The organism is Terrabacter aerolatus (assembly GCF_007991735.1).
Taxonomy (GTDB): Bacteria; Actinomycetota; Actinomycetes; order Actinomycetales; family Dermatophilaceae; genus Terrabacter; species Terrabacter aerolatus.
Genome location: NZ_BJYX01000003.1, coordinates 182,726 through 208,240 on the forward strand (window position 1 = coordinate 182,726; position 25,515 = coordinate 208,240).

General features: G+C 72.5%; 22 protein-coding genes. 6 read left to right on the forward strand and 16 right to left on the reverse strand.

Features of this window, described 5'->3' with window-relative positions; translation table 11 throughout:
* Window positions 1-29: 29 nt before the first annotated feature.
* Entirely contained in the window at window positions 30-572 is a 543-nt protein-coding gene (locus TAE01_RS04650; protein WP_186815037.1) for a ribonuclease FAU-1 family protein, read from the reverse strand.
* A 94-nt stretch (window positions 573-666) separates the two neighbouring features.
* Between TAE01_RS04650 and TAE01_RS04655 the strand changes: the two genes are divergently transcribed.
* The gene (locus tag TAE01_RS04655) at window positions 667-1,809 is read left to right on the forward strand and encodes a glycosyltransferase family 2 protein (protein WP_246111135.1); all 1,143 of its coding nucleotides are present in this window, start codon (window positions 667-669) and stop codon (window positions 1,807-1,809) included.
* On the opposite strand, the gene TAE01_RS04660 is transcribed toward TAE01_RS04655, so the two are convergent.
* A complete protein-coding gene (locus TAE01_RS04660) occupies window positions 1,794-2,489 on the reverse strand; it encodes a class I SAM-dependent methyltransferase (protein WP_147063906.1) in 696 nt (231 codons plus the stop codon). The genes TAE01_RS04655 and TAE01_RS04660 overlap by 16 nt on opposite strands.
* A gap of 46 nt (window positions 2,490-2,535) precedes the next feature.
* Window positions 2,536-3,819: a glutamate-5-semialdehyde dehydrogenase gene (locus TAE01_RS04665; protein WP_147063908.1), complete on the reverse strand. Its 1,284-nt coding sequence runs from the start codon at window positions 3,817-3,819 to the stop codon at window positions 2,536-2,538.
* Between the two features lie 115 nt (window positions 3,820-3,934).
* Here TAE01_RS04665 and proB point away from each other — a divergent pair, with 115 nt between their 5' ends.
* Entirely contained in the window at window positions 3,935-5,047 is a 1,113-nt protein-coding gene (proB, locus tag TAE01_RS04670; protein ID WP_147063910.1) for a glutamate 5-kinase, read from the forward strand.
* A 57-nt stretch (window positions 5,048-5,104) separates the two neighbouring features.
* On the opposite strand, the gene TAE01_RS04675 is transcribed toward proB, so the two are convergent.
* The 13 genes from TAE01_RS04675 to TAE01_RS04735 all read right to left on the reverse strand — a co-directional run bounded on the left by TAE01_RS04675 (window position 5,105) and on the right by TAE01_RS04735 (window position 19,806).
* Window positions 5,105-5,647, reverse strand: a complete 543-nt coding sequence (locus tag TAE01_RS04675; RefSeq protein WP_147063912.1) for a hypothetical protein — start codon at window positions 5,645-5,647, stop codon at window positions 5,105-5,107.
* Window positions 5,648-5,855: 208 nt separating this feature from the next.
* Complete coding sequence (locus TAE01_RS04680) at window positions 5,856-7,520, reverse strand: monocarboxylic acid transporter (protein WP_425581101.1); 1,665 nt, start codon at window positions 7,518-7,520, stop codon at window positions 5,856-5,858.
* Window positions 7,517-7,804: a DUF485 domain-containing protein gene (locus TAE01_RS04685; RefSeq protein WP_186815044.1), complete on the reverse strand. Its 288-nt coding sequence runs from the start codon at window positions 7,802-7,804 to the stop codon at window positions 7,517-7,519. The genes TAE01_RS04680 and TAE01_RS04685 overlap by 4 nt, the downstream gene beginning before the upstream one ends.
* Window positions 7,805-8,076: 272 nt before the next feature.
* A complete protein-coding gene (locus tag TAE01_RS04690) occupies window positions 8,077-9,756 on the reverse strand; it encodes a sodium/solute symporter (RefSeq protein ID WP_246111136.1) in 1,680 nt (559 codons plus the stop codon).
* Window positions 9,757-9,773: 17 nt separating this feature from the next.
* Entirely contained in the window at window positions 9,774-10,154 is a 381-nt protein-coding gene (locus TAE01_RS04695; RefSeq protein ID WP_147063916.1) for a hypothetical protein, read from the reverse strand.
* Window positions 10,151-10,957 carry a LytR/AlgR family response regulator transcription factor gene (locus tag TAE01_RS04700; RefSeq protein ID WP_246111137.1) on the reverse strand — a complete coding sequence of 269 codons (807 nt, stop codon included), beginning with the start codon at window positions 10,955-10,957 and terminating at the stop codon, window positions 10,151-10,153. Before TAE01_RS04700 ends, TAE01_RS04695 begins: the two co-directional genes overlap by 4 nt.
* Window positions 10,954-12,078, reverse strand: coding sequence for a sensor histidine kinase (locus TAE01_RS04705; protein WP_147063918.1), 1,125 nt, complete (start codon window positions 12,076-12,078; stop codon window positions 10,954-10,956). The genes TAE01_RS04700 and TAE01_RS04705 overlap by 4 nt, the downstream gene beginning before the upstream one ends.
* A 195-nt stretch (window positions 12,079-12,273) precedes the next feature.
* Complete coding sequence (gene obgE, locus TAE01_RS04710; RefSeq protein WP_147063920.1) at window positions 12,274-13,800, reverse strand: GTPase ObgE; 1,527 nt, start codon at window positions 13,798-13,800, stop codon at window positions 12,274-12,276.
* 186 nt (window positions 13,801-13,986) lie between these two features.
* Window positions 13,987-14,256 carry a 50S ribosomal protein L27 gene (gene rpmA, locus TAE01_RS04715; protein WP_030200289.1) on the reverse strand — a complete coding sequence of 90 codons (270 nt, stop codon included), beginning with the start codon at window positions 14,254-14,256 and terminating at the stop codon, window positions 13,987-13,989.
* 39 nt (window positions 14,257-14,295) lie between these two features.
* Complete coding sequence (rplU, locus tag TAE01_RS04720; protein ID WP_142180216.1) at window positions 14,296-14,604, reverse strand: 50S ribosomal protein L21; 309 nt, start codon at window positions 14,602-14,604, stop codon at window positions 14,296-14,298.
* Window positions 14,605-14,729: 125 nt separating this feature from the next.
* Entirely contained in the window at window positions 14,730-17,999 is a 3,270-nt protein-coding gene (locus TAE01_RS04725; protein WP_147063922.1) for an Rne/Rng family ribonuclease, read from the reverse strand.
* A 209-nt stretch (window positions 18,000-18,208) separates the two neighbouring features.
* Entirely contained in the window at window positions 18,209-18,982 is a 774-nt protein-coding gene (locus TAE01_RS04730) for a TIGR03936 family radical SAM-associated protein (RefSeq protein WP_147063924.1), read from the reverse strand.
* A 50-nt stretch (window positions 18,983-19,032) separates the two neighbouring features.
* Window positions 19,033-19,806, reverse strand: a complete 774-nt coding sequence (locus TAE01_RS04735; protein ID WP_147063926.1) for a lysophospholipid acyltransferase family protein — start codon at window positions 19,804-19,806, stop codon at window positions 19,033-19,035.
* A gap of 101 nt (window positions 19,807-19,907) precedes the next feature.
* Between TAE01_RS04735 and TAE01_RS04740 the strand changes: the two genes are divergently transcribed.
* The 4 genes from TAE01_RS04740 (at window position 19,908) to TAE01_RS04755 (ending at window position 25,514) form a co-directional block, all read left to right on the forward strand.
* The gene (locus TAE01_RS04740; protein WP_246111149.1) at window positions 19,908-21,173 is read left to right on the forward strand and encodes a DUF2207 domain-containing protein; all 1,266 of its coding nucleotides are present in this window, start codon (window positions 19,908-19,910) and stop codon (window positions 21,171-21,173) included.
* A 111-nt stretch (window positions 21,174-21,284) separates the two neighbouring features.
* Complete coding sequence (valS, locus tag TAE01_RS04745) at window positions 21,285-23,951, forward strand: valine--tRNA ligase (protein WP_147063931.1); 2,667 nt, start codon at window positions 21,285-21,287, stop codon at window positions 23,949-23,951.
* Window positions 23,952-24,123: 172 nt separating this feature from the next.
* Window positions 24,124-24,894, forward strand: coding sequence for a DUF4129 domain-containing protein (locus tag TAE01_RS04750; RefSeq protein ID WP_147063932.1), 771 nt, complete (start codon window positions 24,124-24,126; stop codon window positions 24,892-24,894).
* Window positions 24,891-25,514, forward strand: coding sequence for a hypothetical protein (locus TAE01_RS04755; RefSeq protein ID WP_147063934.1), 624 nt, complete (start codon window positions 24,891-24,893; stop codon window positions 25,512-25,514). Before TAE01_RS04750 ends, TAE01_RS04755 begins: the two co-directional genes overlap by 4 nt.
* Window position 25,515 lies beyond the last annotated feature (1 nt).

Sequence of the window (25,515 nt, forward strand, 5' to 3'; positions counted from 1 at the left end):
CAGCCGTGGCCGACCGTCGCGAACGGCTCCTACCCCGCGGCCACGGCCTCGTGGACGCGGTCGCGCCACTGCTCGGCGAGCGCGACGACCTCGGGCGGGTAGTCGAGCTCGACCCGGTGCTCGGCGAACTCGTCCTCGTCGTCGACGTAGAGGTGGCCGTCTCGGGTGAGCACGACGTCGAGGTCGAGGTCGACCATCGTCACCTCCCACACCGGTCCTGAGTCGCTGCCCGCCGCGCCCCTCCGCTGCCACACCGGCTCCGTCGTCATGTCGACGTAGACGCTGACCTCGCGGTGGGCGGGGTAGAAGCCCGCGGCATACGCCCCCTCGTGGGGCACGAGGGAGACCCAGCCGCTCGACTCGAGGAAGTCGGCTCCCGGACGCGCGCACCGGGTGCCCGCCGGGGAGTACCACCAGTGGCCGTGCTCGTCGGCCCCGAGGTAGCGGCCGACCCACTCCCAGTGCCGCCCGCCGCCCCACTTCGTGAACCTTCCGGCGACGGGTGTCCCCGGCGCGAGGCCGCCCGGCGGCATACCGCGACCCGGCGGGTGCTGCGTGCTCGCCTCGCTCACGCGGGGAACCCTACCGCCGGGCCGCCCGAACGGGCACAGACGCGACACAGTGGCGTGACAGCGGCAGCCCATCGGCGGCCGTACCCTTGTTCGCATGGTTCCTGAGTTGTCCGTGGTCATCCCGATGTACAACGAGGAGGAGGTGCTCCCCCTCCTCGTCGAGCGGCTCCGGCCCCTCCTCGACGCCATGGGCACGAGCTACGAGGTCGTCGCCGTCGACGACGGCAGCAAGGACCTGACGGCCGTGCTGCTCCAGCGCTACCACCGCGAGTGGCCTGCCCTGCGCGTCGTCCGGCTGCGCGCCAACGCCGGCCACCAGGCGGCGATCTCGGCGGGCCTCGTCCGCGCCCTCGGCGACTACGTCGTCACGATCGACGCCGACCTGCAGGACCCGCCCGAGATCATCCCCCAGATGCTCGCGGCCGCGAAGGGCGACGGCGTCGACGTCGTCTACGGCGTGCGCAACGACCGCTCGACCGACACGTGGTTCAAGCGCGTCTCGGCCCGCGCCTTCTACCGGTTCATCGGGATGATGTCGCAGACCTCGGCGCACGCCGACGCCGGCGACTACCGCCTCATGTCGCGCGCCACGGTCGACGCCATCAACAGCCTCCCCGAGCACAACCGCGTCCTGCGCTTCATCGTGCCGGCGCTGAACTTCCCCTCCGACACCGTGCACTACAAGCGGGAGGAGCGCGCGGCCGGGGACTCGAAGTACCCCCTCATCAAGATGATCAAGCTGTCGCTCGACTCCCTGACGGGCTTCTCCACCGCGCCGCTGCGGCTCGCGACGTTCGCCGGCTTCGGTGGCGCGGTCCTCGCGGTGCTGCTCGTGCTCTACACGCTCATCTCGCGCTCGCAGGGTCACACGGTGGCCGGCTGGACCTCGACGGTGGCCATCGTCGCCGGTGTCGGGGCCGTCCAGCTCGTCTGCGTCGGCATCCTCGGCGAGTACATCGGGCGGATGTACGGCCACATGCAGGGTCGACCCACGTACTTCATCGCCTACGACTCGATGACGGCCGACTCGGCCGGGCACGGCCCCACCGACACGCCCCTCCCGGGGCAGCCGACCGGCGACCAGCCCAGCGCGGTCGCCGCGTCGGCGGACGCCGGCCCGGCCGGTGTCGCCGGCGTCGCCGGTCCCGCAGGCCCCGCCGAGGACACGCCCCTCGAGGCTGGTCTCCAGCAGGCCCCGTCGGCGTCCTCCCCGGAGCCGAGTCAGCTGCGCGGCTGAGCCCGCAGCAGCAGGCTGACGCCCGGCAGGCCGCCCACCGGCAGGTAACGCTCGGCGGTGATGATGGTGCGCAGGCCCCAGTTGACGACGGGGTGCATGTCGTCGAGGTCGGACCCCGAGCTCGTCCTGCGCCGCATCGCCACGACCGGGCGCAGCAGCACGTTCCACGACCGCACGTCGGTGACCTCGAAACCACCGCGCTCGAGCAGGCTCACGAGCCCCTCTCGGGTGTAGCGCCGGACGTGGTCGACCGCCTCGTCGTGGTCGGACCACAGGCGGGGGTCGGCCGGGACGGCGACGAGGTAGGTACCCGTCGGCTTGAGCACGCGATGCACCTCGGCCACGGCCGCGTCGTCGTCCACCAGGTGCTCGAGCAGGTCGAAGGCCATGACGAGGTCGAGCGAGGCGTCGGCCAGCGGGAGCCGCGTCGCGTCGCCGCGCACCGTGGCGAGGCCGCGCCCGTGGGCCACCTCCGCGCCGTCGGCGCCGTACTCGAGCGCGACGGCGTCCCAGCCGTGCTGGCGCAGGACGCGGGTGTTGCCGCCGCCTGCCGCGCCGATGTCGAGGGCCCGTCCGGGCGTCAGCCCCGAGATGGCCTTGGCCAGGAGGTGGCGTCGCTCGCGGTACCACCAGTGGTCGTCCTCGAGCTCAGCGAGCTTGCGGACCTCGGTGCCTTCCATGGTCGGACATCATGCCATCCGCTCCTGCCAGCTGCCGACGAGGTGGTCAGCGGGTGTGTCCGTCGCCCTCGACGATCCACTTCGTCGTCGTCAGCTCGGGCAGCGCCATCGGTCCGCGGGCGTGCAGCTTCTGCGTCGAGATGCCGATCTCGGCGCCGAAACCGAACTCGCCGCCGTCGGTGAAGCGCGTGCTCGCGTTGACCATGACGGCCGCGGCGTCGACCTCGGCGGTGAAGCGCCGGGCGGCGCCGCGGTCCTCGGTGACGATCGCCTCGGTGTGGCCCGTGCCGTAGCGACGGATGCGGTCCATGGCCTGGTCGAGGTCGTCGACGAGGGCCACGCTCATCTCGAGGCCGTGCCACTCCGTGCCGAAGTCCTGCTCGCTGGCGAGGGCGTATGCCGCCCCGGCCGCCTCGGCGTAGGCCGTGACCTCGGGAGCCACGTGCAGTCGCACCCCGGCACCCGCGAGGTCGGTCAGCGCCTTGGGCAGGAAGTCGTCGGCGACGTCGCGGTGCACGAGCAGCGACTCGGCGGCGTTGCAGACGCTCGGCCGGTGGGTCTTGGCGTTGAGGGTGATCGCCTGCGCCTTGTCGAGGTCGGCGGCGCGGTCGACGTAGACGTGGCAGACCCCGACGCCGGTCTCGATGACGGGCACCGTGGACTCGCGGACCACCGTCTGGATGAGGTCGGCTCCCCCGCGCGGGATGACGAGGTCGACGTGGCCGCGCGCCGTCATCAGGGCGCGAGCGGCGTCACGTCCACCCTCCTCGAGAAGCGTGATCGCATCGACCGGAAGCCCTTGTGCCGCAAGCGATCCGCGCATCGCCTCGACGAGCGCATGATTGCTGCTGGCGGCGGCCGAACCGCCTCGCAGCAGCACCGCGTTGCCCGACTTGAGGGCGAGGCCGGCTGCGTCGACGGTGACGTTCGGGCGAGCCTCGTAGATCATGCCGACGACCCCCATCGGGACCCGGACCTGGCGGATCTGGAGGCCGTTCGGCAGGGTCGAGCCGCGCACGATCTCACCGACGGGGTCGGGCAGTGCCGCGACGTCGCGCAGCGCCTGGGCGACCGCGGCGACACGGGCCTCGTCGAGGCGGAGCCGGTCCTGCAGGCTCTCGCTCATGCCGCCCGAGCGGCCGCGCTCGATGTCCTCGGCGTTCGCGGCGACGACGGCAGGGGCCGCGGCGTCGAGGGCATCGGCGAGGAGCAGCAGGGCCGCGTCCTTCTCGGCGCGGGACATCAGGGCGAGGCGACGGGAGGCCACTCGTGCCTTCACGGCGAGCGCCGTCACCTGCTCGACGACGGCGGGGTCGATCGTCTGGGACATGCCCTCAGGGTAGGTCGTGCGCACCGCACCGGACCGGGCGTTCCCGGAGGCTGGACGGCCGGCCGGGTCTGGACGCCCCGAGCGGGGGTCGGGGAGCGTCACTAGAGTTCGAGGTGTGTCGCCCCACTCCGTCATCAGCAGCGCCCGACGGCTCGTCGTCAAGGTCGGCTCGAGCTCGCTGACCGGTCCCGACGGCGGGATCGACCACGACCGCCTCGTCGGGCTCGCGGACGCCCTCGCGCGACAGCACCTCGGCGGCACCCAGATCGTCCTCGTCAGCTCCGGGGCCATCGCTGCGGGCATCCACCCCCTCGGGCTGACGAGCCGTCCCCGCGACCTGGCGACCCAGCAGGCTGCCGCCTCGGTCGGGCAGGGAGCGCTGCTCGCGGCCTACACGCGAGCCTTCGCCCGGCACGAGATCACCGTGGGCCAGGTGCTGCTCACGGCCGACGACGTCACCCGGCGCACCCACTACGCCAACGCCCGCCGCACCCTCGAGCGGCTCCTCGACCTCGACGTGCTGCCCATCGTCAACGAGAACGACACCGTCGCCACGAGCGAGATCCGCTTCGGCGACAACGACCGTCTCGCGGCCCTCGTCGCGCACCTCATCGACGCGGACGCGCTCGTGCTGCTCTCCGACGTCGACGCCCTCTACGACGGTCCACCGTCCCGGCCCGGGGCCAGGCGCGTTCCCGTGGTGCGGGGACCCCACGACCTCGTCGGCGTCGAGAGCGGCGGCAGCGGGTCCAAGGTGGGCACGGGCGGCATGACGACCAAGATCGAGGCGGCCCGCATCGCCACCGCCGCCGGGGTCGTCACCCTCGTCACCGGCGCCGACCGCGTCGTCCAGGCACTGTCGGGCGAGGACGTCGGCACCGTCTTCCTCCCGGTCGGCGTGCGGGGCCGGTCGCGCCGGCTCTGGCTCGAGCACGCGACGACCGCCCGCGGCCGGCTCATCATCGACGACGGCGCCGTCACGGCGCTCGTCGACCGCAAGAAGTCCCTGCTGCCGGCCGGCATCACGGCCGTCGAGGGCACCTTCCACGACGGCGACCCGGTGGACGTGTGCGGACCCGACGGGGCCACGGTCGCCCGCGGCCTCGTCAACTACAGCAGCAGCGAGCTGCCGGCCCTGCTGGGACGGTCCACGAAGGAGCTCGCCCGCGACCTCGGGCCCGAGTACGAGCGCGAGGTCATCCACCGCGACGACCTCGTCGTCATCTGACACCTCGGCCGAGCCCCCGAGCCAGCCCTCCGACGACCCCGGCAGACCCGACGAGGGTCAGGGGCCGCCGGAGAGGTAACGAGCCGCCGGCGCCGGAGCGGCGGACGGGCCGGGGACGCCACCGGCGTCGGGTCGACCTCCGGCGCGGAACGCGAACCTGCCGCTGGTGCGCGGCAGCCGAGGACGGGTGGTGAACAGGGCCGCCGCGACCGCCGCGAGGACGCAGAGCGCCGCGAGGACGGCGACCTGCTGTGCGGGGGCCGGCGCCAGGTCGACCGCGGCACCGAGCAGGCGGGCCACGAGCAGGCGGGCGACGAGGGCGCCCGCGGCATACGCCCCGATCGTCAGGGCACGCGAGCTCGAGCGCACGGCGCCGCCCACGAGCGTCAGCACCGCCACACCGACGACGAGGGTGCCGACCAGCTCGGCACCGACCACGCCGACCAGGCCGAGCCGCCACCCGGCTCCGATCGCGTCGGCGACACCCGTGAGCAGCGCGAGCAGGACGGCGAACCAGACACCCGTCACGGCGCCGCCGGCGTGGCCCCGGCCCGGTCGCCAGGAGTAAGGGTCACGCTCACGTCTGGGTTCGGTCGACATCGGTTGCTCCCTGTCCGGTGGTCCGCCCTCGCGGCCCCTCGACCACGACGACGGTCCGGGGTGGCAGAAGGTTGTCACAGCCGTGGACCTTTGTCCCGACGACGGGTTGATCGTCACGCGGCCGGCCCCGCGGAGCGAGCGGCCACGCACTCCCCTGGGGTGCGCGGCCGCTCGGCTCCGCAGCGCCGGTCCGGCCGGGCTCAGACCGTCAGTGGTGGGTCGCCGTCTCGGCGCCGTGACCGGTGAGCGAGCGAACCTCCATCTCGGCGTACTTCGCGGCGTTGTACTCCCTGCTCGTGACCGTCCCGATGTAGCCGAGCAGGAAGCCGAGCGGGATGGAGATGATGCCGGGGTTGTCGAGCGGGAACCAGTGGAAGTCGACCCCCTGGAGCATCGAGGGGCTCTTGCCCGTGACCTTGTCGATCGCCTTGCCCGACACCACGGGCGAGAAGACGATGAGCGTGATGGCGCTGACGAGGCCGCCGTAGATGCTCCACAGGGCGCCCCTGGTGTTGAACCGCTTCCAGAAGAGCGAGTAGAGGATCGTCGGCAGGTTCGCGCTCGCGGCCACGGCGAAGGCGAGCGCCACGAGGAAGGCGATGTTCTGCCCGAGGGCGAAGATGCCGCCGACGATGGCGATGGCCCCGAGGACGAGGGCAGCGATCCGCGCGACCTTGACCTCCTCCTCCGGGGTCGCGGCGCCCTTCTTGACGACGGTGTTGTAGATGTCGTGCGACAGGGACGCGCTCGCCGTGATCGTCAGACCGGCGACGACCGCGAGGATCGTCGCGAAGGCCACCGCCGAGATGATCCCGAGGAGGATCTCACCGCCGAGCTCGAAGGCGAGCAGGGGGGCTGCGGAGTTGACGCCTCCCGGTGCGTTCTTGATCTCCTTGGCGCCCACGAGGTCGGCGGCACCGAAGCCGAGCACGAGCGTGAACAGGTAGAAGATGCCGATGAGCCAGATCGCCCAGACGACCGAGCGGCGGGCCTCGCGGGAGGTCGGGACGGTGTAGAAGCGCATGAGCACGTGCGGCAGCCCCGCGGTGCCGAGCACGAGCGCCATCGACAGCGAGATGAAGTCGACGGGGTTCTTGTACTGCAGGCCCGGCTGGAGCAGGTCCTTGCCGCCCGCGTCCTGCGAGGCCGTCGTCGCGTCGCCCAGCAGGGTCGAGAGGTTGAGGCCGAACTTGCCGAGCACCCAGACGGTCATGATGGCGGCACCGATGATGAGCAGCACCGCCTTGATGATCTGGACCCACGTCGTGCCCTTCATGCCGCCGAAGATGACGTAGAAGATCATGAGGATGCCGACGACGACGATGACGAGCCGCTGCCCGACGGCGCCCTCGATGCCGAGCAGGAGGGCGACGAGCCCACCGGCTCCCGCCATCTGGGCGAGCAGGTAGAAGAACGAGACGACGAGGGTCGAGATCGCGGCGGCGATCCGCACCGGTCGCTGCCGCAGCCGGAAGCTCAGCACGTCCGCCATCGTGTACTTGCCGACGTTGCGCAGCAGCTCGGCGACGAGGAGCAGGGCGACGAGCCAGGCGACGAGGAAGCCGATGCTGTAGAGGAACCCGTCGTAGCCGTTGATGGCGATGGCTCCGGCGATGCCGAGGAAGCTGGCCGCCGAGAGGTAGTCGCCGGCGATGGCGATGCCGTTCTGCCGCCCCGTGAAGGCACGGCCGCCGGCGTAGTACTCCGCGGCGCTGCGGTTGTTGCGCGAGGCGCGGATGACGATGGCGAGGGTGACGACGACGAAGAGGGCGAAGATGCCGATGTTGATCGCCGGGTTGCCGACGGTCGTCGCGGCCGGTGCGATGGACGGGCCGGCCGTCACGAGCGACGGGGCGGTGGCGAGGGCGCTCACTGCTCCCCTCCCATCTTGCGGGCCAGGGCTTCGGCCTCGGGGTCGAAGACGCGGTCGGCCCAGCGGGCGTAGACCATCGTGATGGTGAAGGTCGAGACGAACTGGAGCAGCCCGAGGATCAGGCCCCAGGTCACGTTGCCGATGACGCGCGTGCCCATGAAGTCCTTCGCGAAGACGGACAGCAGGACGTAGAGGAAGTACCACGCGAGGAACAGCGCGGTCAGCGGGAAGACGAACCTGCGGAACTTGCTGCGCAGCTGGTCGAACTCGGGCGAGTCCTGCATGGCGACGTTGGGATCGTCGACCACGCGCTCTGGAGCCTCTTTGCTCACTGGGCCACCTCCGGGGCGGTTGGGTCGTGCCTGGGTGTCTCGGTCGGCGCGGCCTGCTGCCGTCGACGCTCCCCCGCCCGTGCGGTGGTGAGTCGACGCCCCTGTCGCTCCGCGCTACCGGCCACTCGGCCGGCGAGAGCAAAGGTAGGAGGCGGCGCGGCGTCGGAGCAGGGGCAGGGCCCGGGCCATCGCCCAGTGGCGCCGACCGCTCGCCGTGCGAGGTGTCAGTCGCGACGAGCGGTCGACGGCGCGCGACGAGCGGTCGCGTCGGTGCCGGCGTATGCCGTGTGCTGCGTCGCGTCGACCGTGCCCTCCGCAGCGGCTGCGGGTCGGTCCCACCGCTCGGGGTGGAACGAGCCGCGGTTGAGGTCGATGTGCTCCGGAGCGTGCAGCCGCACCATGGTCCGGGCGACGTGCTCCGGCGTGCTGCCCCGGGTGGCGATCGACACGAGCACCATCGTCGCGAAGGCGAGGGGGACGCTGACCGCTGCCGGCTGGGTCATGACGACGCCGAACCAGCCGCCCGTCGCGATGCCGAAGGTCGTCGACACCACGGCCCCCATCGACAGTCCACCGCCCACGACGAGACCGGCGATCGCCCCGCGGGCCGTGAGGCCCCGCCACCAGATGCCGAGCAGCAGCATCGGGCCGAACGTCGAGGCCGCCACGGCGAAGGTCAGCTCGACGGCGTGCGCGACCGGGACCCCTGCCGAGGCCACGGTCAGCGCGAGCGAGACCGCCACGACGACGACGGTCGAGCGCCGGAAGGTCCGGATGCCCTGCCGATGCCCGTGTCGGTGTCCGTCGCGGTGCCCGTCGCGGTGCCCGGGGCGCCGGCCGGCTCCCCACCGCACGAGGTCCTGGCTCACGACGCCCGCGACCGAGACCACGAGCCCGGTCGACGTCGACAGGAACGCCGCGAAGGCGCCGGCGGCGAGCAGGGCCGTCAGTCCCTCGGCGAGCGGTCCGTCGAAGAGCCGGCTCGGCAGCTCGAGGACGACCGAGTCGGCGCGTCCGGCCGCGACGAGGTCGACGGCGACGTAGCGGCCGATGACGCCGTAGGCCACGGGCAGCAGGTAGAAGCCCGAGAGCAGCACGAGCACCGCGAGCGTCGCGCGGCGTGCGGCTCGGCCGTCCCGGTTGGTGTAGAAGCGGACGACGACGTGGGGCAGGCCCATCGTGCCGAAGAAGGTCGCGAGCACGAGCGAGTAGGTCAGGTAGAGCGCGTGGTCACCGCGCAGCGGCTCGACCCAGTCGGAGACGAGGACCGCGCCCACGTCGGGGCCCCCGCTCCGGCGTCCGAACGCCCCGAGGAGGAAGGAGAGGGGCGTCAGCAGGGCGAGCAGCTTGAGCCAGTAGTGGAACGCCTGCACCAAGGTGACGCTGCGCATGCCACCGGGTAGGACGTTGAGGCTGACCACGACGGCCACCGCCAGCTGACCGACCCACGACGGCGCCCCGGTCAGGGTGCGCAGGGTCAGGCCGGCGCCCTGGAACTGCGGGATGAGGTAGAGCAGTCCGATGGCGACGACGAGCAGGCTCGAGGCCCGGCGCGCCAGGTCGGACTCGAGGCGCAGCTGCGCGAAGTCGGGCAGGGTGTAGGCCCCCGACCGCCGGAGCGGCGCGGCGACGAAGACGAGCAGGAGCAGGTAGCCGGCCGTCCATCCGACGGGCAGCCACAACATGTCGACCCCGCGCGCGAGGACGAGACCGGCGACGCCGAGGAACGATGCGGCAGAGAGGTACTCGCCGCTGATGGCGGATGCGTTGAGCACGGGGCTCACTCCGCGCGACGCGACGTAGAAGTCGCTCATCGTCCGCGAGAGCCGCAGCCCGAAGGCGCCGACGGCCAGCGACGCGAGGGACACGAGGACGACGGCGACGATGCTGGCCGCGTTGCTCACCGGTCAGGCACCGCGTCTCACCGTCCCTCGAGCAGGTCGCTGAAGTCGTCCTCGTTGCGCTCCGACCGGCGCACGTAGAACCAGCCGAGGGCGATGATCTCGGCGAACGCGACGACGGTGAGCAGGACCCACGGCAGCGGCACCCCGAGGACGTCGACGTCGGCGATGCCCGGGACCGCCCGGAAGAGCAGCGGCAGCGCACCGAGGGTCGCGGCGAGGACGAGCAGGACCCCGAGCGCGAGGCGCAGCTGGCTGCGCATGAGGGAGGAGATGTAGACCTCGCCGAGACGGGTCTGTTCGTCGATCTCCGATGCGATCGAGACGTCGCGGGTGCGCGCGGCCGACGTCCGCGGGCTCGTGATGCGCACCCGCGCCCGGGGCCCGTCGGGCAGCGTCATGGCCCGCCCCGACCGAGCGGCTGGGCACGCCGCACGAGCAGGTCGCGCAGGGCGCGTGTGTGCCGGCGGCTGACGACGAGCTCGTGGCCGCCGACGACGACCGTCGTGCGTCCGCCCTCGGTGCGCCACTCGCCGATGTGGCCGAGCGCGACGAGGGAGGAGCGGTGGATGCGCACGAAGCCCGCCTCGCGCCACTGGTCGGCGAGCGTCGTCAGCGGCACCCGGACGAGGTGGCTCTCGGTGGCCGTGTGGAGCCGGGCGTAGTCCCCCTGGGCCTCGACGAAGAGCACCTCCGAACGCGGCACGAGCCGGCTCACCCCGGCCAGCTCGACGACGATGTTCTCGTCGGCCGACGCTGCGGCGGGCTCGCGACCCCCGAGCTGCCGGACGACGCGGCGCACGGCCTGGTCGAGCCGCTCGTCGCGCACCGGCTTGAGGACGTAGTCGACGACGTTGAGCTCGAACGCGTCGACGGCGTGCTGCTCGTGGGCCGTGACGAAGACGATCGGCGGCTGGGTCGTGAAGCGCGAGAGCACCCGCGCGAGGTCGAGGCCGCTGAGGCCGGGCATCTGCACGTCCATGAAGACGGCATCGACCTGCCCGTCGTGCAGCACGCGCAGGGCGGCTTCCCCGGATTGGGCCGGCACGACCTGGCGCACGCACTCGTGCCGGCCGAGCATCCAGGCCAGCTCGTCGAGGGCCGGGGCCTCGTCGTCGACGGCCAGCACCCGCAGCAGCGGCGCACCGCCGGTCGCGGACGACGGGTCTGCGTGGGCCTCGGTCGGGTCGGCAGGTCCGGTCACACGTGCACCCCCGGTCGGAACTTCGGCAGCCGGACGACGACCTTGGTGCCGGCGCCCGGGGCGGTCTCGACGACGAGCCCGTAGTCGTCGCCGAAGGCGGTGCGCAGCCGCTCGTCGACGTTGGCGAGTCCCACCGAGTCGCTGCCCGGGTCGCCTGCGAGCACCCGTCGTACCCGCTCGGGGTCCTCCCCCACGCCGTTGTCCTCGATCGTCACGACGCACTCGTGGTCGGCGTCCTGGGCGAGGATGCTGATCTCGCCGTCGCCCTCGCGGCCCTCGATGCCGTGCTGGACGGCGTTCTCGACGAGCGGTTGGAGGCACAGGAACGGCACGACGACCGGGAGGACCTCCGGCGCGACGCGCACCGTCACCGTCAGGCGGTCGCCGAACCGCGCCTTCTCGATGACGAGGTAGGCCTCGATCGAGCGCAGCTCCTCCGCGAGGGTCGTGAACTCGCCGTGCCGCCGGAAGGAGTAGCGCGTGAACTCGGCGAGGTCGAGCAGCAGCTCACGCGCCCGTTCGGGGTCGGTGCGGGTGAAGGACGCGATGGCCGTCAGGGAGTTGTAGACGAAGTGGGGGCTGATCTGCGCGCGCAGGGCGCGGACCTCGGCCTCCATGAGCCGTGTCCGCGAGGCGTCGAGCTCCGCGAGCTCGAGCTGCCCCGACACCCACCGGGCCACCTCGTTCGTCGCGCGGACGAGCCCCGCCGAGGCGCGGTCGGTGAAGACCTGCAGCGTCCCGACGACCTTCTCGTCGACGTCCAGCGGGGCGACGATCGCCTGACGCACGACGCAGGACGCCTCGCCGCAGGCGACGTCGGCTCCGTCCACGACAGTCGTGCGACCGTGGGCCAGCGTGCCGGCGGAGATCACGGCCGGCTGCGTCGCGTGGTGCGACCGGCCACCGTCCCACGCGAGCAGGCCCGTCGTGTCGGTCATCGCCACGGCGGTCGCCCCGAGGAGGGCGCGCAGGTGCTTGAGCGAGCGCTCGGCCGCCACCGCGGTGAGCCCCATCCGCAGCGGCGGTGAGGCGAGCAGGGCGGTGTGCAGGGTGCGGTACGTCGCGCGGTCGGCCTCGGTGCCGAGGTGACCCCGACGCAGCAGCGCGCCCCACGAGCTCATGCCGACACCCTAGATGGCCCCCGGAATCTCGAGGGGGCACTTGTCGCAGGCCGTTTCCGTATGCCGTCGCCCGCCCCGCTCCCCCGCCGCACCGCCTCCCCCCACCATCTCCCGGCTCCGCCCCCCGAACCCCCCGCACGTCGAGAAATCGGGGTGTGGCGGGGTGCGGCGTGGGGGGTCGGTGCCAGGCTGGCGTCAGGCGTCGTCGTCGGCCTCGGCGGCCACGTGCCACAGCCCCGAACGGCGCTCGGCGTCGAGCTCCTCCTGCGTGGCGGCGCGGGCCGCGTAGCGGTCCTTCTGGGCCTCGCGCTTCTCGTCGCGCGTCGGGCGGGAGGACTCGGACAGGCGCAGGTCGGTGCCCCGCGAGCCGAGCAGCTCCGCACCGGCCTGCAGGGTCGGCTCCCAGTCGAAGACGACCGCGTCGTCGGTGGCACCGATGACGACCGTGTCGCCGGCGACCGCGCCGACCTTGTAGAGCTGCTCCTCGACACCGAGGCGCCCGAGCCGGTCGGCGAGGTAGCCGACGGCCTCGTCGTTGCTGAAGTCGGTCTGGCGCACCCACCGCACGGGACGTGCCCCGGTGACGCGGAAGAAGACGCCGTCGGGGCCGTTCTCCTTCGTCACGGTGAAGCCCTGGTCGTCGACCGAGCGGGGCCGCAGCACGACCCGCTTCGGGACGGCGTCGCCGATCTCCTTGCGGGCGGCGTCGACGTGGCGGGCCATCGCGAAGCTCAGCTCGCGCAGGCCCTCGTGCGCCACGGCCGAGACGATGAACACCTCGATGCCGCGGGCCTCGAGGTCGGGCTTGACCATCTCGGCCAGCTCACGTGCCTCGGGCACGTCGGCCTTGTTGAGCACGACGATGCGGGTGCGCTCCGACAGCGGACGACCGCCGAGGTCGGCGTCGGGGACGTAGAGCGAGAGCTCGTTCTCGATGACGTCGAGGTCGCTCATCGGGTCGCGGCCCGGCTCGAGCGTCGCGCAGTCGATGACGTGGACGAGCACCGAGCAGCGCTCCACGTGGCGCAGGAACTCCAGGCCCAGGCCCTTGCCCTCGTGCGCGCCGGGGATGAGCCCGGGCACGTCGGCGACGGTGAAGCGGCTCGACCCGGCCGTCACGACGCCGAGGTTGGGCACGAGGGTCGTGAAGGGGTAGTCGGCGATCTTGGGCTTGGCCGCAGACAGCACCGAGACGAGGGAGGACTTGCCTGCGCTCGGGAAGCCGATGAGCGCGACGTCGGCGAGCGACTTCAGCTCGAGCACGACGTCGATGTCCTCGCCCGGCTCGCCGAGGAGGGCGAAACCGGGTGCCTTGCGCCGGGCGCTCGACAGGGCCTTGTTGCCGAGGCCCCCGCGACCGCCGGCGGCGATGACGTGCTCGGTGCCCATCCCGACGAGGTCGACGATGATCTGGCCCTCCGCGTCCTTGACGACGGTGCCCTCCGGCACGGCCAGCACGAGGTCGTCGCCGTCGGCGCCGTTGCGCTCGTCACCGGCGCCGGGTGCGCCGTTGCCGGCCTTGCGGTGCGGGTGCCGGTGGTAGTCGAGCAGCGTCGTCGACGAGGGGTCGACGCGCAGGATGACCGAGCCTCCACGACCGCCGTTGCCGCCGTCGGGGCCACCGAGCGGCTTGAACTTCTCGCGCTTGACGGAGGCGACACCGTGCCCGCCCGCACCGGCGCTCAGGTGCAGCACCACGCGGTCGACGAAGGTCACTGCCATGAGAGGTCACTCTTCCAGATCAGGGTGGGCGGACGGCATACGCACGATGGCTGGAGCCGAGGAGGTGGCACTCGCGAGCCTGCGAGGGACTGCCACATCATTTCGGTATGCCGTGTCGCCCGGGAAAGGCGGAAGGGCGGGCCGCTCGGGCCCGCCCTTCCGGTACATCAGTGGTGATCGCGTCGATCACTCAGCGGCAGCGGTCTCCGGCTGCTCGATGTTGACGGTCTTGCGGCCGCGCTTGGTGCCGAACTTCACGGCGCCGGCGACGAGGGCGAACAGCGTGTCGTCGCCACCGCGACCGACACCCTCACCCGGGTGGAAGTGCGTGCCGCGCTGACGGACGAGGATCTCGCCCGCGTTGACCTTCTGGCCACCGAAACGCTTGACGCCGAGGAACTGTGCGTTCGAGTCGCGACCGTTGCGGGTCGAGGACGCACCCTTCTTGTGTGCCATGTCAGTCCTTCTCTCGTGAGTCTCTGGGTTCCGGGCGGATCACGCGTCGATGGCGGTGATCTTGACCTGGGTCAGCGGCTGACGGTGGCCCTGACGCTTGCGGTAGCCGGTCTTGTTCTTGTACTTCATGATGACGATCTTGGGGCCCTTGGCGGCCTTGACGACCTCGGCCTTGACCGACACCTTGGACAGCTTGTCGGCGTCGGACGTGACCGTGGTCCCGTCCACGAGGAGCAGCGGCGTGAGCTCGATGGCATCGCCGGGCTGACCCGTCACCTTGTCGACGAGCAGGACATCGCCCACCGACACCTTCTCCTGGCGACCGCCAGCGCGAACAATCGCGTACACAGTGAAACTCACTCTCTCATCAAGGGTTGGTATCGCCGCTTTCGGCACCGGCCCGTCAACACGGGCCCGGTGGGCGCACCAAGGACAAAGATTACCGGCTGGGAAGGCCCAGCTCCAAACCGAGCTCAGCTCTCGCTGTCGCCCGCGCCCGCTCCCCGCGGCGGACCCGCCGGGGCGACGACCCGCCCGCGGCGACGTCGACCACGCGCCGCCGGCTGCGCCGGGGACCGGGGATCGGCCTCGGGCGCGGTCTGCGGCTCGACGTGGGCGGTGGGGGTGCTGGACGAGTCGACTGTCGCGTCCGGCTGCGGTGCGGCCGGTTCGTCCGCGGCGGCCACGTCGGCCACGTCGGCCACGTCGGCCGGCACGCTGACGTCGGACTCCAGCTCGACGTGCGTGCCACCCTGGGTGGCCTGCTCGTCGGCGGGGTCGACCGCGTCGTCACCGGACCAGGGACCGTCGTCCTCGGGGAAGCCGTGACCGGAACCGCTCCCGGCACCCATCTCGGCGATGGCCTCGGCGGCCGCCTCGCCGGCGGGCTGTCCCGAGGCGCTCTTGAGCGCGGCCGCGTGGGCGGCCGCGGCGATCTGCGCCGCGGTGGGGCCACCGCTGCGTGACTCGGCCTGCCCGCCCTGCTGGCCCGACTGCTGCCCCGACTGCTGGCCCTGGCCGGAGTGCTGACCGGACTGCTGGCCCGAGCCGCCGTTGCCGCCCTGCTGGTTGCCACCCTGGGTCGAGCCCTGACCGCGGCCACGTCGGCGGCCACCGTTCGTGCCGCCGTTGTCGGACTGGCCCTGGTCCTGCGGGTGGGCGCCCTTGTCGACGGGGTCGGTGTGGATGATGAAGCCGCGTCCGTTGCAGTGGTCGCACGTCTCGGAGAAGACCTCGATGAGGCCCGAGCCGACGCGCTTGCGGGTCATCTGCACGAGGCCGAGCGAGGTGACCTCGGCGACCTGGTGCTTGGTCCGGTCGCGTCCGAGGCACTCGAGCAGACGACGCACGACGAGCTCGCGGTTGCTCTCGAGCACCATGTCGATGAAGTCGATGACGATGATGCCGCCGATGTCGCGTAGCCGCAGCTGGCGCACGATCTCCTCAGCCGCCTCGATGTTGTTCTTCGTCACCGTCTCCTCGAGGTTGCCCCCGGAGCCGACGAACTTGCCGGTGTTGACGTCGACGACGGTCATCGCCTCGGTGCGGTCGATGACGAGGGAGCCGCCGCTCGGCAGCCAGACCTTGCGGTCCATCGCCTTGGAGAGCTGCTCGTCGACGCGGTGGTGCGTGAAGAGGTCCTCCTCGGCCGTCCACTTGCTGACGCGGTCGGCGAGGTCGGGCGCGACGGAGCTGATGTAGGGGTGGATCTCGTTCCACGCCTGGTCACCGGCGACGACGAGCTGCTTGAAGTCCTCGTTGAAGACGTCGCGGATGACGCGCACGGTGAGGTCCGGCTCGCCGTGCAGCAGCATCGGGGCCTGGCCGCCGGTGACGGATCCGGCTGCGCCGTTCTTCTTCTTGCCCTTGCTCTTGCCCGCGCGCGGGGTGGAGGCGGCCTCGGCCTTGGCCTGGATCTCCTCCCACGTGCGCGTCAGGCGCTCGACGTCGGCGCGCAGCTCCTCCTCGCTGGCCCCCTCGGCCGCGGTGCGCACGATGACGCCGGCGGAGTCCGGCACGACGTCGCGCAGGATCTTCTTGAGGCGGGCGCGCTCGGTGTCGGGCAGCTTGCGGCTGATACCGGTCATCGAGCTGTTCGGCACGTAGACGAGGTAACGGCCGGGCAGCGAGATCTGCGACGTGAGGCGTGCGCCCTTGTGGCCGATCGGGTCCTTCGTCACCTGCACGAGGACGGTCTGGCCGGACCCCAGGGCGTTCTCGATGCGCTTGGGCTGGTTGGCCTCGAGACCGGCGGCGTCCCAGTTGACCTCGCCGGCGTAGAGCACGGCGTTGCGGCCCTTGCCGATGTCGACGAAGGCGGCCTCCATCGACGGGAGGACGTTCTGGACCCGGCCGAGGTAGATGTTGCCGGCCATGGAGACGTTGGTGGCCTGGTCGATGTAGTGCTCGACGAGGACACCGTCCTCGAGGACACCCATCTGGGTGCGGCCGTCCTTGTTGCGCACGACCATGACGCGGTCGACGGCCTCGCGGCGGGCGAGGAACTCGGCCTCGGTGATGATGGTGCGGCGACGGCCGGCCTCGCGACCCTCGCGGCGGCGCTGCTTCTTGGCCTCGAGGCGCGTGGACCCCTTGACGGCCACCGGCTCGTCGCTCTGGCTGCGCGGCTGGCGCACCCGGGTCGAGACGTTGGGGGTGTCGTCACCGGCGTCCGGCGCGGAGCCGGCGCGACGGCGACGGCGACGGCGACGGCTCGACACGCCCTCGTCGTCCGCCTCGCCCTCCGAGTCGCTGTCGGCGTCGGACTCGGTGTCGCCGTCCCTGTCGACCGACGCGGTGCGGGTGTCGCCGGCTTCGGACTCCTGGTCCTGGGCCTCGTCGTCGTCGGCGGCGCGACCGCGCCGGCCCTTGCCACCGCGACGGCGGCGCGAGCGGCGGGGGCCGTTGTCCTCGTCGGCCTGGTCGTCGCCGCGACCACCGGCAGGGGCCTCGGGCTCGTTCTCCTCGACGTCGTCGACGGGCTCGTCGACCGGCTCGTCCGCCTGCTCGACCGGCTCGGGTGCTGCCGCTCCCCGGCGGCGACGCGTCGGCGTCGCCTGGCTCGCGTCGGGCGCCTGGAAGAGCACGCTGAAGCTGGGGACCACGGCCGACGGACGTGAGTCCGTGTCTCCGCCCAGCACGGGCAGGTCGTCGGTGCGCTCCGTCTCGTCGAACGCGTCGACGTCGATGATGGCGGTGAGGTCGACGGCCTCGTCGGACTCCTCGCCCTCCGGGGCCACACCGACCGACGTCGACCCCGTCGAGTCGGCCGTGCCCGTGGGCTCGGCACCCACAACGTCCGGCACCTCGGCCTGCGTGCCGGCGACGAGCTCCTCGACCGCGGCGCTCGCCCGGTCGGCCTTGCTGCTGCGCGAGGCGCGCTTGGCGGCCCTCGGAGCGGCGGGGGCCTCGCCGGTGTCGGCCTTCTTGCGGGTGGCGCGCTTGCGAGCCGGACGCTTGGTCTCGGCGGTCTCGGCGCCCTCGTCGGCGCCGGTCGCCTCAGGGGCCACGGCGGGCTCGGCGGCCTCGGGAGCGGCGGCGGCGTCAGCGACCGGGGCGGCCGGCACCTGCTCGACGGCCGGGGCAGGAGCCGACTCGGCGGACGGCTCGATGGTCGTGGCCTTCTTCGTGCTGCGTCGCGGGGCGCGTCGACGCGGCGCCGGGGCGTCGGCGGCGGGGGCGCTCTGCTCGTGCTCGGCGGGGAACAGGGTCGCGTCGCCGGAGGGGGTGTCGTTGGGTGCCATCAGGCAGTCTCCCGTCAGGTGCGGTGTGACCCACACCCGGCCGGAGCCGCCGACACCGCACGAGTGCGGTTGCAGTCGTCGCGCCGCGTGTGCGACGGGACGGAAGTCGTCTCGCTACACCCGAAAACGGTTCGCGCTGGGCGCGGCCCCGTGATCGAATGCCGTCGACGTCCTGGTCGGCAACCGGTTCGCCGTCATGACCTGGCAGGTCATTCCAGCGGGTCGGTCACCCGCACGTTTGCGGTGTCGAGCGGTCCCTGCGCCAGACGCGTCACCAGGGGTGGGCGCGGAGGCTGCAGGTCGGCGATCTCACGCAGCGCGGTCAGAATGTCGTCGGGGCGTACAGCCGGTGTGGTGTGCCGTACGACCATGCGCAGTATCGCACAGTCGGCCCCGACTTCGTGAGTCGTGACCGTGTCGTCGAGCGCGTCGCGCGGCGCAAGCACCCGTGCCGAGACGATCGAGCCACGCACGTCGAAGGTGCGCGGACCCGACTTCGTCAGGCGCGTCACCTCGGCGGTGTCGCGCTCGAGCAGGGTGGTCACGGCCGCCCGGAGGACCTCGAGGGGCACGCCCGCGAACTCGAGCAGCCAGTCGCTGGCCTCCAGGCGGTCGGCGAGCGCGCCGGGCGCGGCCTCGACCACCTGGAGGATGTCGATCCCCTCGGGCAGGGCCTCGTCGAGCGCGACCCGGACCGACTCGGGCTCGACGCGCTGGGTCACCGAGATCTCGAAGTACTCCGCCTCACTGCCGGTGCCGGTGGCCGCCGCGTTGGCGTAGCTGATCTTCTGGTGCGGGTGGAAGCCGGCGGAGAACGCCATCGGGACGTCGGCCCGCCGCAGCGCCCGCTCGAGGGCGCGCTGGAAGTCCCGGCTCGAGGTGAACCTCAGCCGGCCTCGCTTCGTGTAGCGGATCCGGAGCTTCTGGACCGCGGGGTCCGGAGCCGGACCCTCGGGGACGCGCTGACGTGCCTGACGAGCCATGCCGGAAGGCTACCGGCGCCGGCCGGGCCCCTCGAACGCGTCGGTCCGCGTCACTCGGAGGAGAAGCCGCGCTGCTCGTCGGCCCGGCGCTGGCGCTCCGCCGTGTCCGCCTCGTCGAGCCGGGTCGCCTCGGCGAGGGTGGGCGCCGTGCCGCCCATGCTCGCAGGGAGGTACTTGAGGTCCGGTCCGGTGAGCGGCTCGTACGCCGCGCGGGCGACGGCGAGCAGGTCGGCCATGACGGTCTTGTACTGCTCGGTGACGGCGTCGGGGTCGGCGTCGGGGGCCACCGGGATCGGCTCCCCGACGTTGATGAGGATCGGCACGTTGGTGCGGCCGAGCCGCTTGGGGTGTCCCTTGGTCCAGACCCGCTGCGAGCCCCAGATGACGGTGGGCAGGATCGGCACCCCGGCCTCGATGGCCATCCGCGCGGCCCCCGTCTTGAACTCCTTGAGCTCGAAGGAGCGGGAGATGGTGGCCTCGGGGAAGACGCCGACGATCTCGCCCGCCCGGAGCGCCGACACGGCCGCGGCATACGACGCGGCGCCGGCGGTGCGGTCGACGGGGATGTGGTGCATGCCGCGCATGAGCGGCCCGCTGACCGGGTGGGAGAAGACGCCGTCCTTGGCCATGAAGCGCACGAGGCGGCCCGAGGGGTGGGCGGCGAGCCCGGCATACGCGAAGTCGAAGTAGCCCGTGTGGTTGACGGTCATCACCGCTCCCCCGCTGCGTGGCACGTTGTCGTCGCCGAGGATGGTGAACTTCAGTCCCTGCATCGCGAACACCCCACGGGCGAAACCGATGACGGACGAGTAGACGGGCTCCATGGAGGACACTCTGCCCTGCGCCGCTACGCTTCGGCACGCCGATGCCGGTATCGAGGCGTGCGACGAACGGGGGAACGACCGTGGGCACGAGTGCCGCAGTGATGCACGCCACGCCGATGGCCGGCCTCCCGGGGATGGCGTATGCCGCGACGCCGGCGCTCGTCGACCGTGACACCCTCGTCGGGGCCTCGGCCCTCGGACTCGTGCCGCTGCTCCTCGCCGGGGTCGTCGTGCTCGTCAAGTGGTGGCGCGGACGCGACGAGATGTTCGGCGGCGTGACCCCCGGACTCCTTCCGCCGGACGGGACCGCAGGATCGCGCCACCGCGTGCGCGGCGGCGAGTGGTCGGGCACCGTGGCGCCGGTCTTCGCTCCCCCGCCTGACGTCCGGCCGGGCGTCGTCGGCACCGTCGTCGACGGCGTGGCCGACCCGCACGACGTCAGCGCGACGCTGCTCGACCTCGCCGTTCGCGGCTGGTTCCGCATCGTCGACGTGCGGACGGAGCGGGACGAGCGCCCGCGCGACTGGGAGCTGCACCGCGTGGGGCCCGCCCCTGCAGAGACGACGACGGCCTTCGAGCAGCTGCTGCTCGACCGGATCTTCGAGGCACGCGACGTCGTCCGGCTGTCCGCGCTCAAGGGCTCGTTCGGGCTGACGATGCGCGAGGCGCAGATCGGGCTCTACCGCGAGGTCGTCGACCGCGGCTGGTACGCCCGACACCCTCGCGCCCGCAACGGGCGCACCCGGGCCGCCGGGCTCGCGGTCCTCGTCCCGTCGAGCCTCGCGGCGGCCGTCCTCGTCGTGGCCGGGCTCGTCGATGCCCACGACTGGTCGCTCACCCCGGTGCTCGTCGGGCTCGTGGCCGCCCTCGCCGTGCTCGCCCGCTGGGGCGGCGCCCGTACGCCGCGCACCGCCGAGGGCACCGCCCTGCGCATCCAGGCCCTCGGCTTCCGCGAGTACCTCGCGACCGCCGAGGCGGACCGGCTGCGGTTCGAGGAGAAGCGGGCCCTGCTCAGCAGCTACCTGCCGTATGCCGTGGCGTTCGGCCTGACGGGCCACTTCGCGGGACTGCTGCGCGACCTCGCGCAGGAGAGCCACTGGACCGACTACGTCGACGGGCTCGACTGGTACGACTTCGGCGGTTCCGGCCCGGACGGCGACGACCTCGCCCTCGGTGACGCGCTCGGGGACGTCGCCGACGCGGCGACCTGGATGAGCGACCCGGGCGACCTGCTCGACGGGGTCGACGGCTTCACCGACGCCGCCGACTCGCTGTTCTCCTTCGACGGGCTCACGGGGTGCGGCGACGGCTGCGACCTGCCCGGCTGCGACCTGCCCGGGTGCGACCTGGCCGGCTGCGACTTCTGAGCGGCGCGCGGGGGCGGCCCGACGGCATACGACCGCGGGATCCGGCTGCGGGATGGCCGGCTCGACAAAGGCGGTCGAGGGCACCCCGGCGCGCATGGAAGGATTGGGCGCATGACTGACACGCCTGCCACCTCGACCTCGCGGATCCCCGAGCGGCCCTCGCTCGACGGGCTCGAGGAGAAGTGGATGCAGGTATGGGCGCAGGAGGGCACCTACTCCTTCGACCGGGAGAAGGCGCTCTCCCTCCCCCGTGACCAGGTCTTCGCCATCGACACCCCGCCGCCGACGGCGAGCGGAAGCCTGCACGTGGGCCACGTCTTCAGCTACACCCACACCGACTGCATGGCGCGCTACAAGCGGATGCAGGGCCTCGAGGTCTTCTACCCCATCGGCTGGGACGACAACGGCCTGCCGACCGAGCGCCGCGTGCAGAACTACTACGGCGTGCGCGGCGACGCGAGCCTGCCCTACGAGCCGGACTTCACGCCGCCGTCCGAGGAGGGCGTCGACGCCAAGGGCAAGGCCATCAAGCCCGCCGACCAGCGTCCGATCAGCCGCAAGAACTTCATCGAGCTGTGCGACGTGCTGACGGTCAAGGACGAGGTGACCTTCGAGTCGCTCTTCCGCCGCCTCGGCTTCAGCCTCGACTGGGACATCTCCTACCGGACCATCGACGAGCGTTCGCGCGCCGTCGCCCAGCAGGCGTTCCTGCGCAACCTCGCCCGCGGCGAGGCCTACCAGAGCGAGGCGCCGGGCCTCTGGGACGTGACGTTCCAGACCGCCGTCGCCCAGGCCGAGCTGGAAGCCCGCGACTACCCCGGCGCCTACCACCGCGTCGCCTTCCACCGCCCCGACGGCACCCCGGTGCACATCGAGACGACCCGGCCCGAGCTCATCCCGTCGGTCGTCGCGCTCATCGCCCACCCCGACGACGAGCGCTACCAGCCGCTCTTCGGCACGACCGTGACCTCGCCCCTGTTCGGCGTCGAGGTGCCGGTGCTCGCGCACCACGCGGCCGAGATGGACAAGGGCGCCGGCATCGCCATGTGCTGCACCTTCGGTGACCTCACCGACGTCATCTGGTGGCGCGAGCTGCAGCTGCCCATCCGCTCGCTCATCACGCGCAACGGCCGCCTCCAGGCCGAGACCCCCGAGTGGGTCGCCGGCGGTCCCGGCGAGGCCCTCTACGCCGAGCAGCTCGCGACCAAGACGACGTTCAGCGCGCGCGAGGCCGTCGTGGCCGCCCTGCGCGAGTCCGGCGACCTCGACGGCGAGCCGGTCAAGACCCAGCGCAAGGCCAACTTCTACGAGAAGGGCGACAAGCCGCTCGAGATCGTCACCTCGCGCCAGTGGTACATCCGCAACGGCGGCCGGGACGAGGCGCTGCGCGGCAAGCTCGTCGGCAAGGGTGACGAGGTCGACTTCCACCCGGCCTTCATGCGCTCGCGCTACAAGAACTGGGTCGAGGGCCTCAACGGCGACTGGCTCATCTCGCGCCAACGCTTCTTCGGCGTCCCCTTCCCCGTCTGGTACCCCGTCACGGCCGACGGCGAGACCGACCACGCCCACCCGATCGTCGCGCCCGAGTCCGCTCTTCCCGTCGACCCGCAGATCGACGTGCCGGAGGGCTACGACGAGAGCCAGCGCGGCGTGCCCGGCGGTTTCGTGGCCGACCCCGACATCATGGACACGTGGGCGACGTCGTCGCTGACCCCGCAGATCGCCGCCGGCTGGCCGGTGCGCGAGGGCGCCGGCGAGGCCGACCGGCTCGGCTCCGACGAGGCGCTCTTCGCCTCCCTCTTCCCCTACGACATGCGGCCGCAGGCGCACGACATCATCCGCACGTGGCTCTTCGCCACGGTGACCCGCTCCTACCTCGAGCACGGTGTGGCCCCCTGGCGCCACGCGGCGATCAGCGGGTGGATCCTCGACCCGGACCGCAAGAAGATGAGCAAGTCCAAGGGCAACGCCGAGACGCCCGAGGACGTCGTGAAGTCCAACGGCGCCGACGCCGTGCGCTACTGGGCCGCCTCGGGCCGCCTCGGCACCGACGCCGCCTACGACACCGGCCAGATGAAGGTCGGTCGGCGCCTCGCGATCAAGGTGCTCAACGCGAGCAAGTTCGCGCTCGGCTTCGGTGACGTCGAGGGCGACCTGCGGGCCGCGGTCACGCACCCGCTCGACCTGTCGATGCTCTCGGCCCTGGCCGATGTCGTCGACAAGGCGACGCAGGGCTTCGAGAGCTGGGACTACACCCGGTCGCTCGAGGCCACCGAGACGTTCTTCTGGACGTTCTGCGACGACTACCTCGAGCTCGTCAAGGACCGCGCCTACGGCGGGCAGGGCGACGAGGCCGCGGCGAGCGCGCGCGCCGCGCTGCGCCTCGCCCTCGAGACGCTGCTGCGCCTGCTGGCGCCGTTCATCCCGTATGCCACCGAGGAGGTCTGGTCGTGGTTCGGGCAGGGCTCGCTGCACCGCCAGTCCTGGCCCACGCGCGACGAGCTGCCCGCCGGTGGCGACCCGGCGCTCCTCGCGTCGGTCGGGGCGGCCCTCGCCGGCGTGCGCAAGGTCAAGTCCGAGGCCAAGGTCGGCATGCGCGCCGAGGTGCGCACCATGACGCTCGTCGCCCCCGCCGCGTCCGTCGCGCACGTGCAGGCGGCCGAGGCCGACCTGCGCGCCAGCGGACGCATCAGCGAGATGACGTATGCCGAGGGCGAGGCCGTGGCCGTCCGTGACGCCGAGCTCGTCCCCGTCGAGAAGCCGCCCACCCAGGCCTGATCCGCGGCCCCTCCGGAGACGGTTCGGAGGGGATCCCGGGGGGGATCCGGAGCCGGTCAGGACCGGAGACCCTCCGCGGTGACGTCGGCCGTTGCCGTCGGAACCTCTCGGGACGGCAACGATCAGAGCCCAGGCGTCCCGACCGGCACCCTGCTGGCATAGGGTCTCTCGCATGTCGAGGCGGGGGGTGGGGATCACCATCGCCGGTGGCGCCGTCGTCATGGTCGCCCTGGTCGTGGCCGCGATGGGCGCACCGCTGCCCCTCCTCTCGCGGCCTGCCGACACCGAGACCGTCAGCCGCCGGGCCAGCGTGGCGTCGACCCCACCGCCGTCGGCGACCCCCGCACCGCCGGCCAGCACCGACGCCACTCCGTACGACCCGTCACCGGTGCTCATCGCCATCGTGCAGGTGCTCATCGTCCTGACGGTCGCCCTCGTCCTCGTCGTCCTGGCCCTCGTCATCCGCTCCCTCCTGCGACGCCGGCCCCACCTAGAGCTGCACGCCGAGCCGGGCTTCGCCATCCCGGCGGTGCCCACCGAGCTGCTCGAGGAGGCCCGCCAGCGGCTCCTGGAGCTCGAGACCGGCGAGCCGCGCAACGCCATCGTGGCGGCCTGGCTGGGCCTGGAGACCTCGGCCGCCGCCACGGGGCTGCCCCGCCTGCCGGCCGAGACCTCCAGCGAGTACACCGAACGGGTCATCGGGGTCTGGCCCGTCGACTCGGCCCGGCTCGGCGACCTCGGGGCCTTGTACAGGGAGGCCCGCTTCTCCGTGCACCCCCTCGGCGAGAGCCATCGCGACCGGGCCATCGCCGACCTCCGGGTCCTCATCGCCGACCTCGAGCACGTGGCGTCCCGCCAGGCCGCCGAACGAGCCCTGGCGCAGGCGAACGCACAGCCGGGCGGGGCCGGCCCGTCGACGGCCGGCGGCGGACGGCGGCCATGAGCCGGCCGGACGGCACACCTCCGCGGACCCGGCGCGAGGCGCGGGCCCTCGACGCGGCGGCGTGGCTTCCCCGGGGCGCGGAGCGCCGCGAGCCCTCCCCGCTGCGCGCGGCGGCGGCCGCCCTGCGTCCCTGGCGACGACGCCTCGTCGGGCTCCTGCTGACGTGGGTGGCGCTCGCGGCACTCACCGCGGCGCTCGGGCTCGAGCCGGACGTGCCGGTGCTCCTCGCGATCCTCGTCGCCGTGGCCCTGCTGGTCTGGCACCTCCTCGACCACACGGATCCGCAGCACCCGACGCTCTGGCCCCTCGTCGACGGCGATCTCGGCAGCCACTCGCGCGGCAACGACTTCCGCGTCGCGAACCTCGCCGGGCGACTCGAAGCGGCCGACCTGCGTCGCGAGGGCCGCGAGAGCGTCGTCCAGGACCTGCACCGGCAGCTGCAGGTGCTCATCCGGGAGCGCCTCTACGCCAGGCACGGGATCGTGGTCGAGGAGGAGCCCCGCTGGGCCGAGGGAGTCACGCCGCCCGAGCTGTGGGACCTGCTCGTCGGCCTGCCGCCGCCCGACCTCTACCGCCCGCAGGTCCTCGACCCCATCCTCCGACGAATCGAGCAGTGGTAAC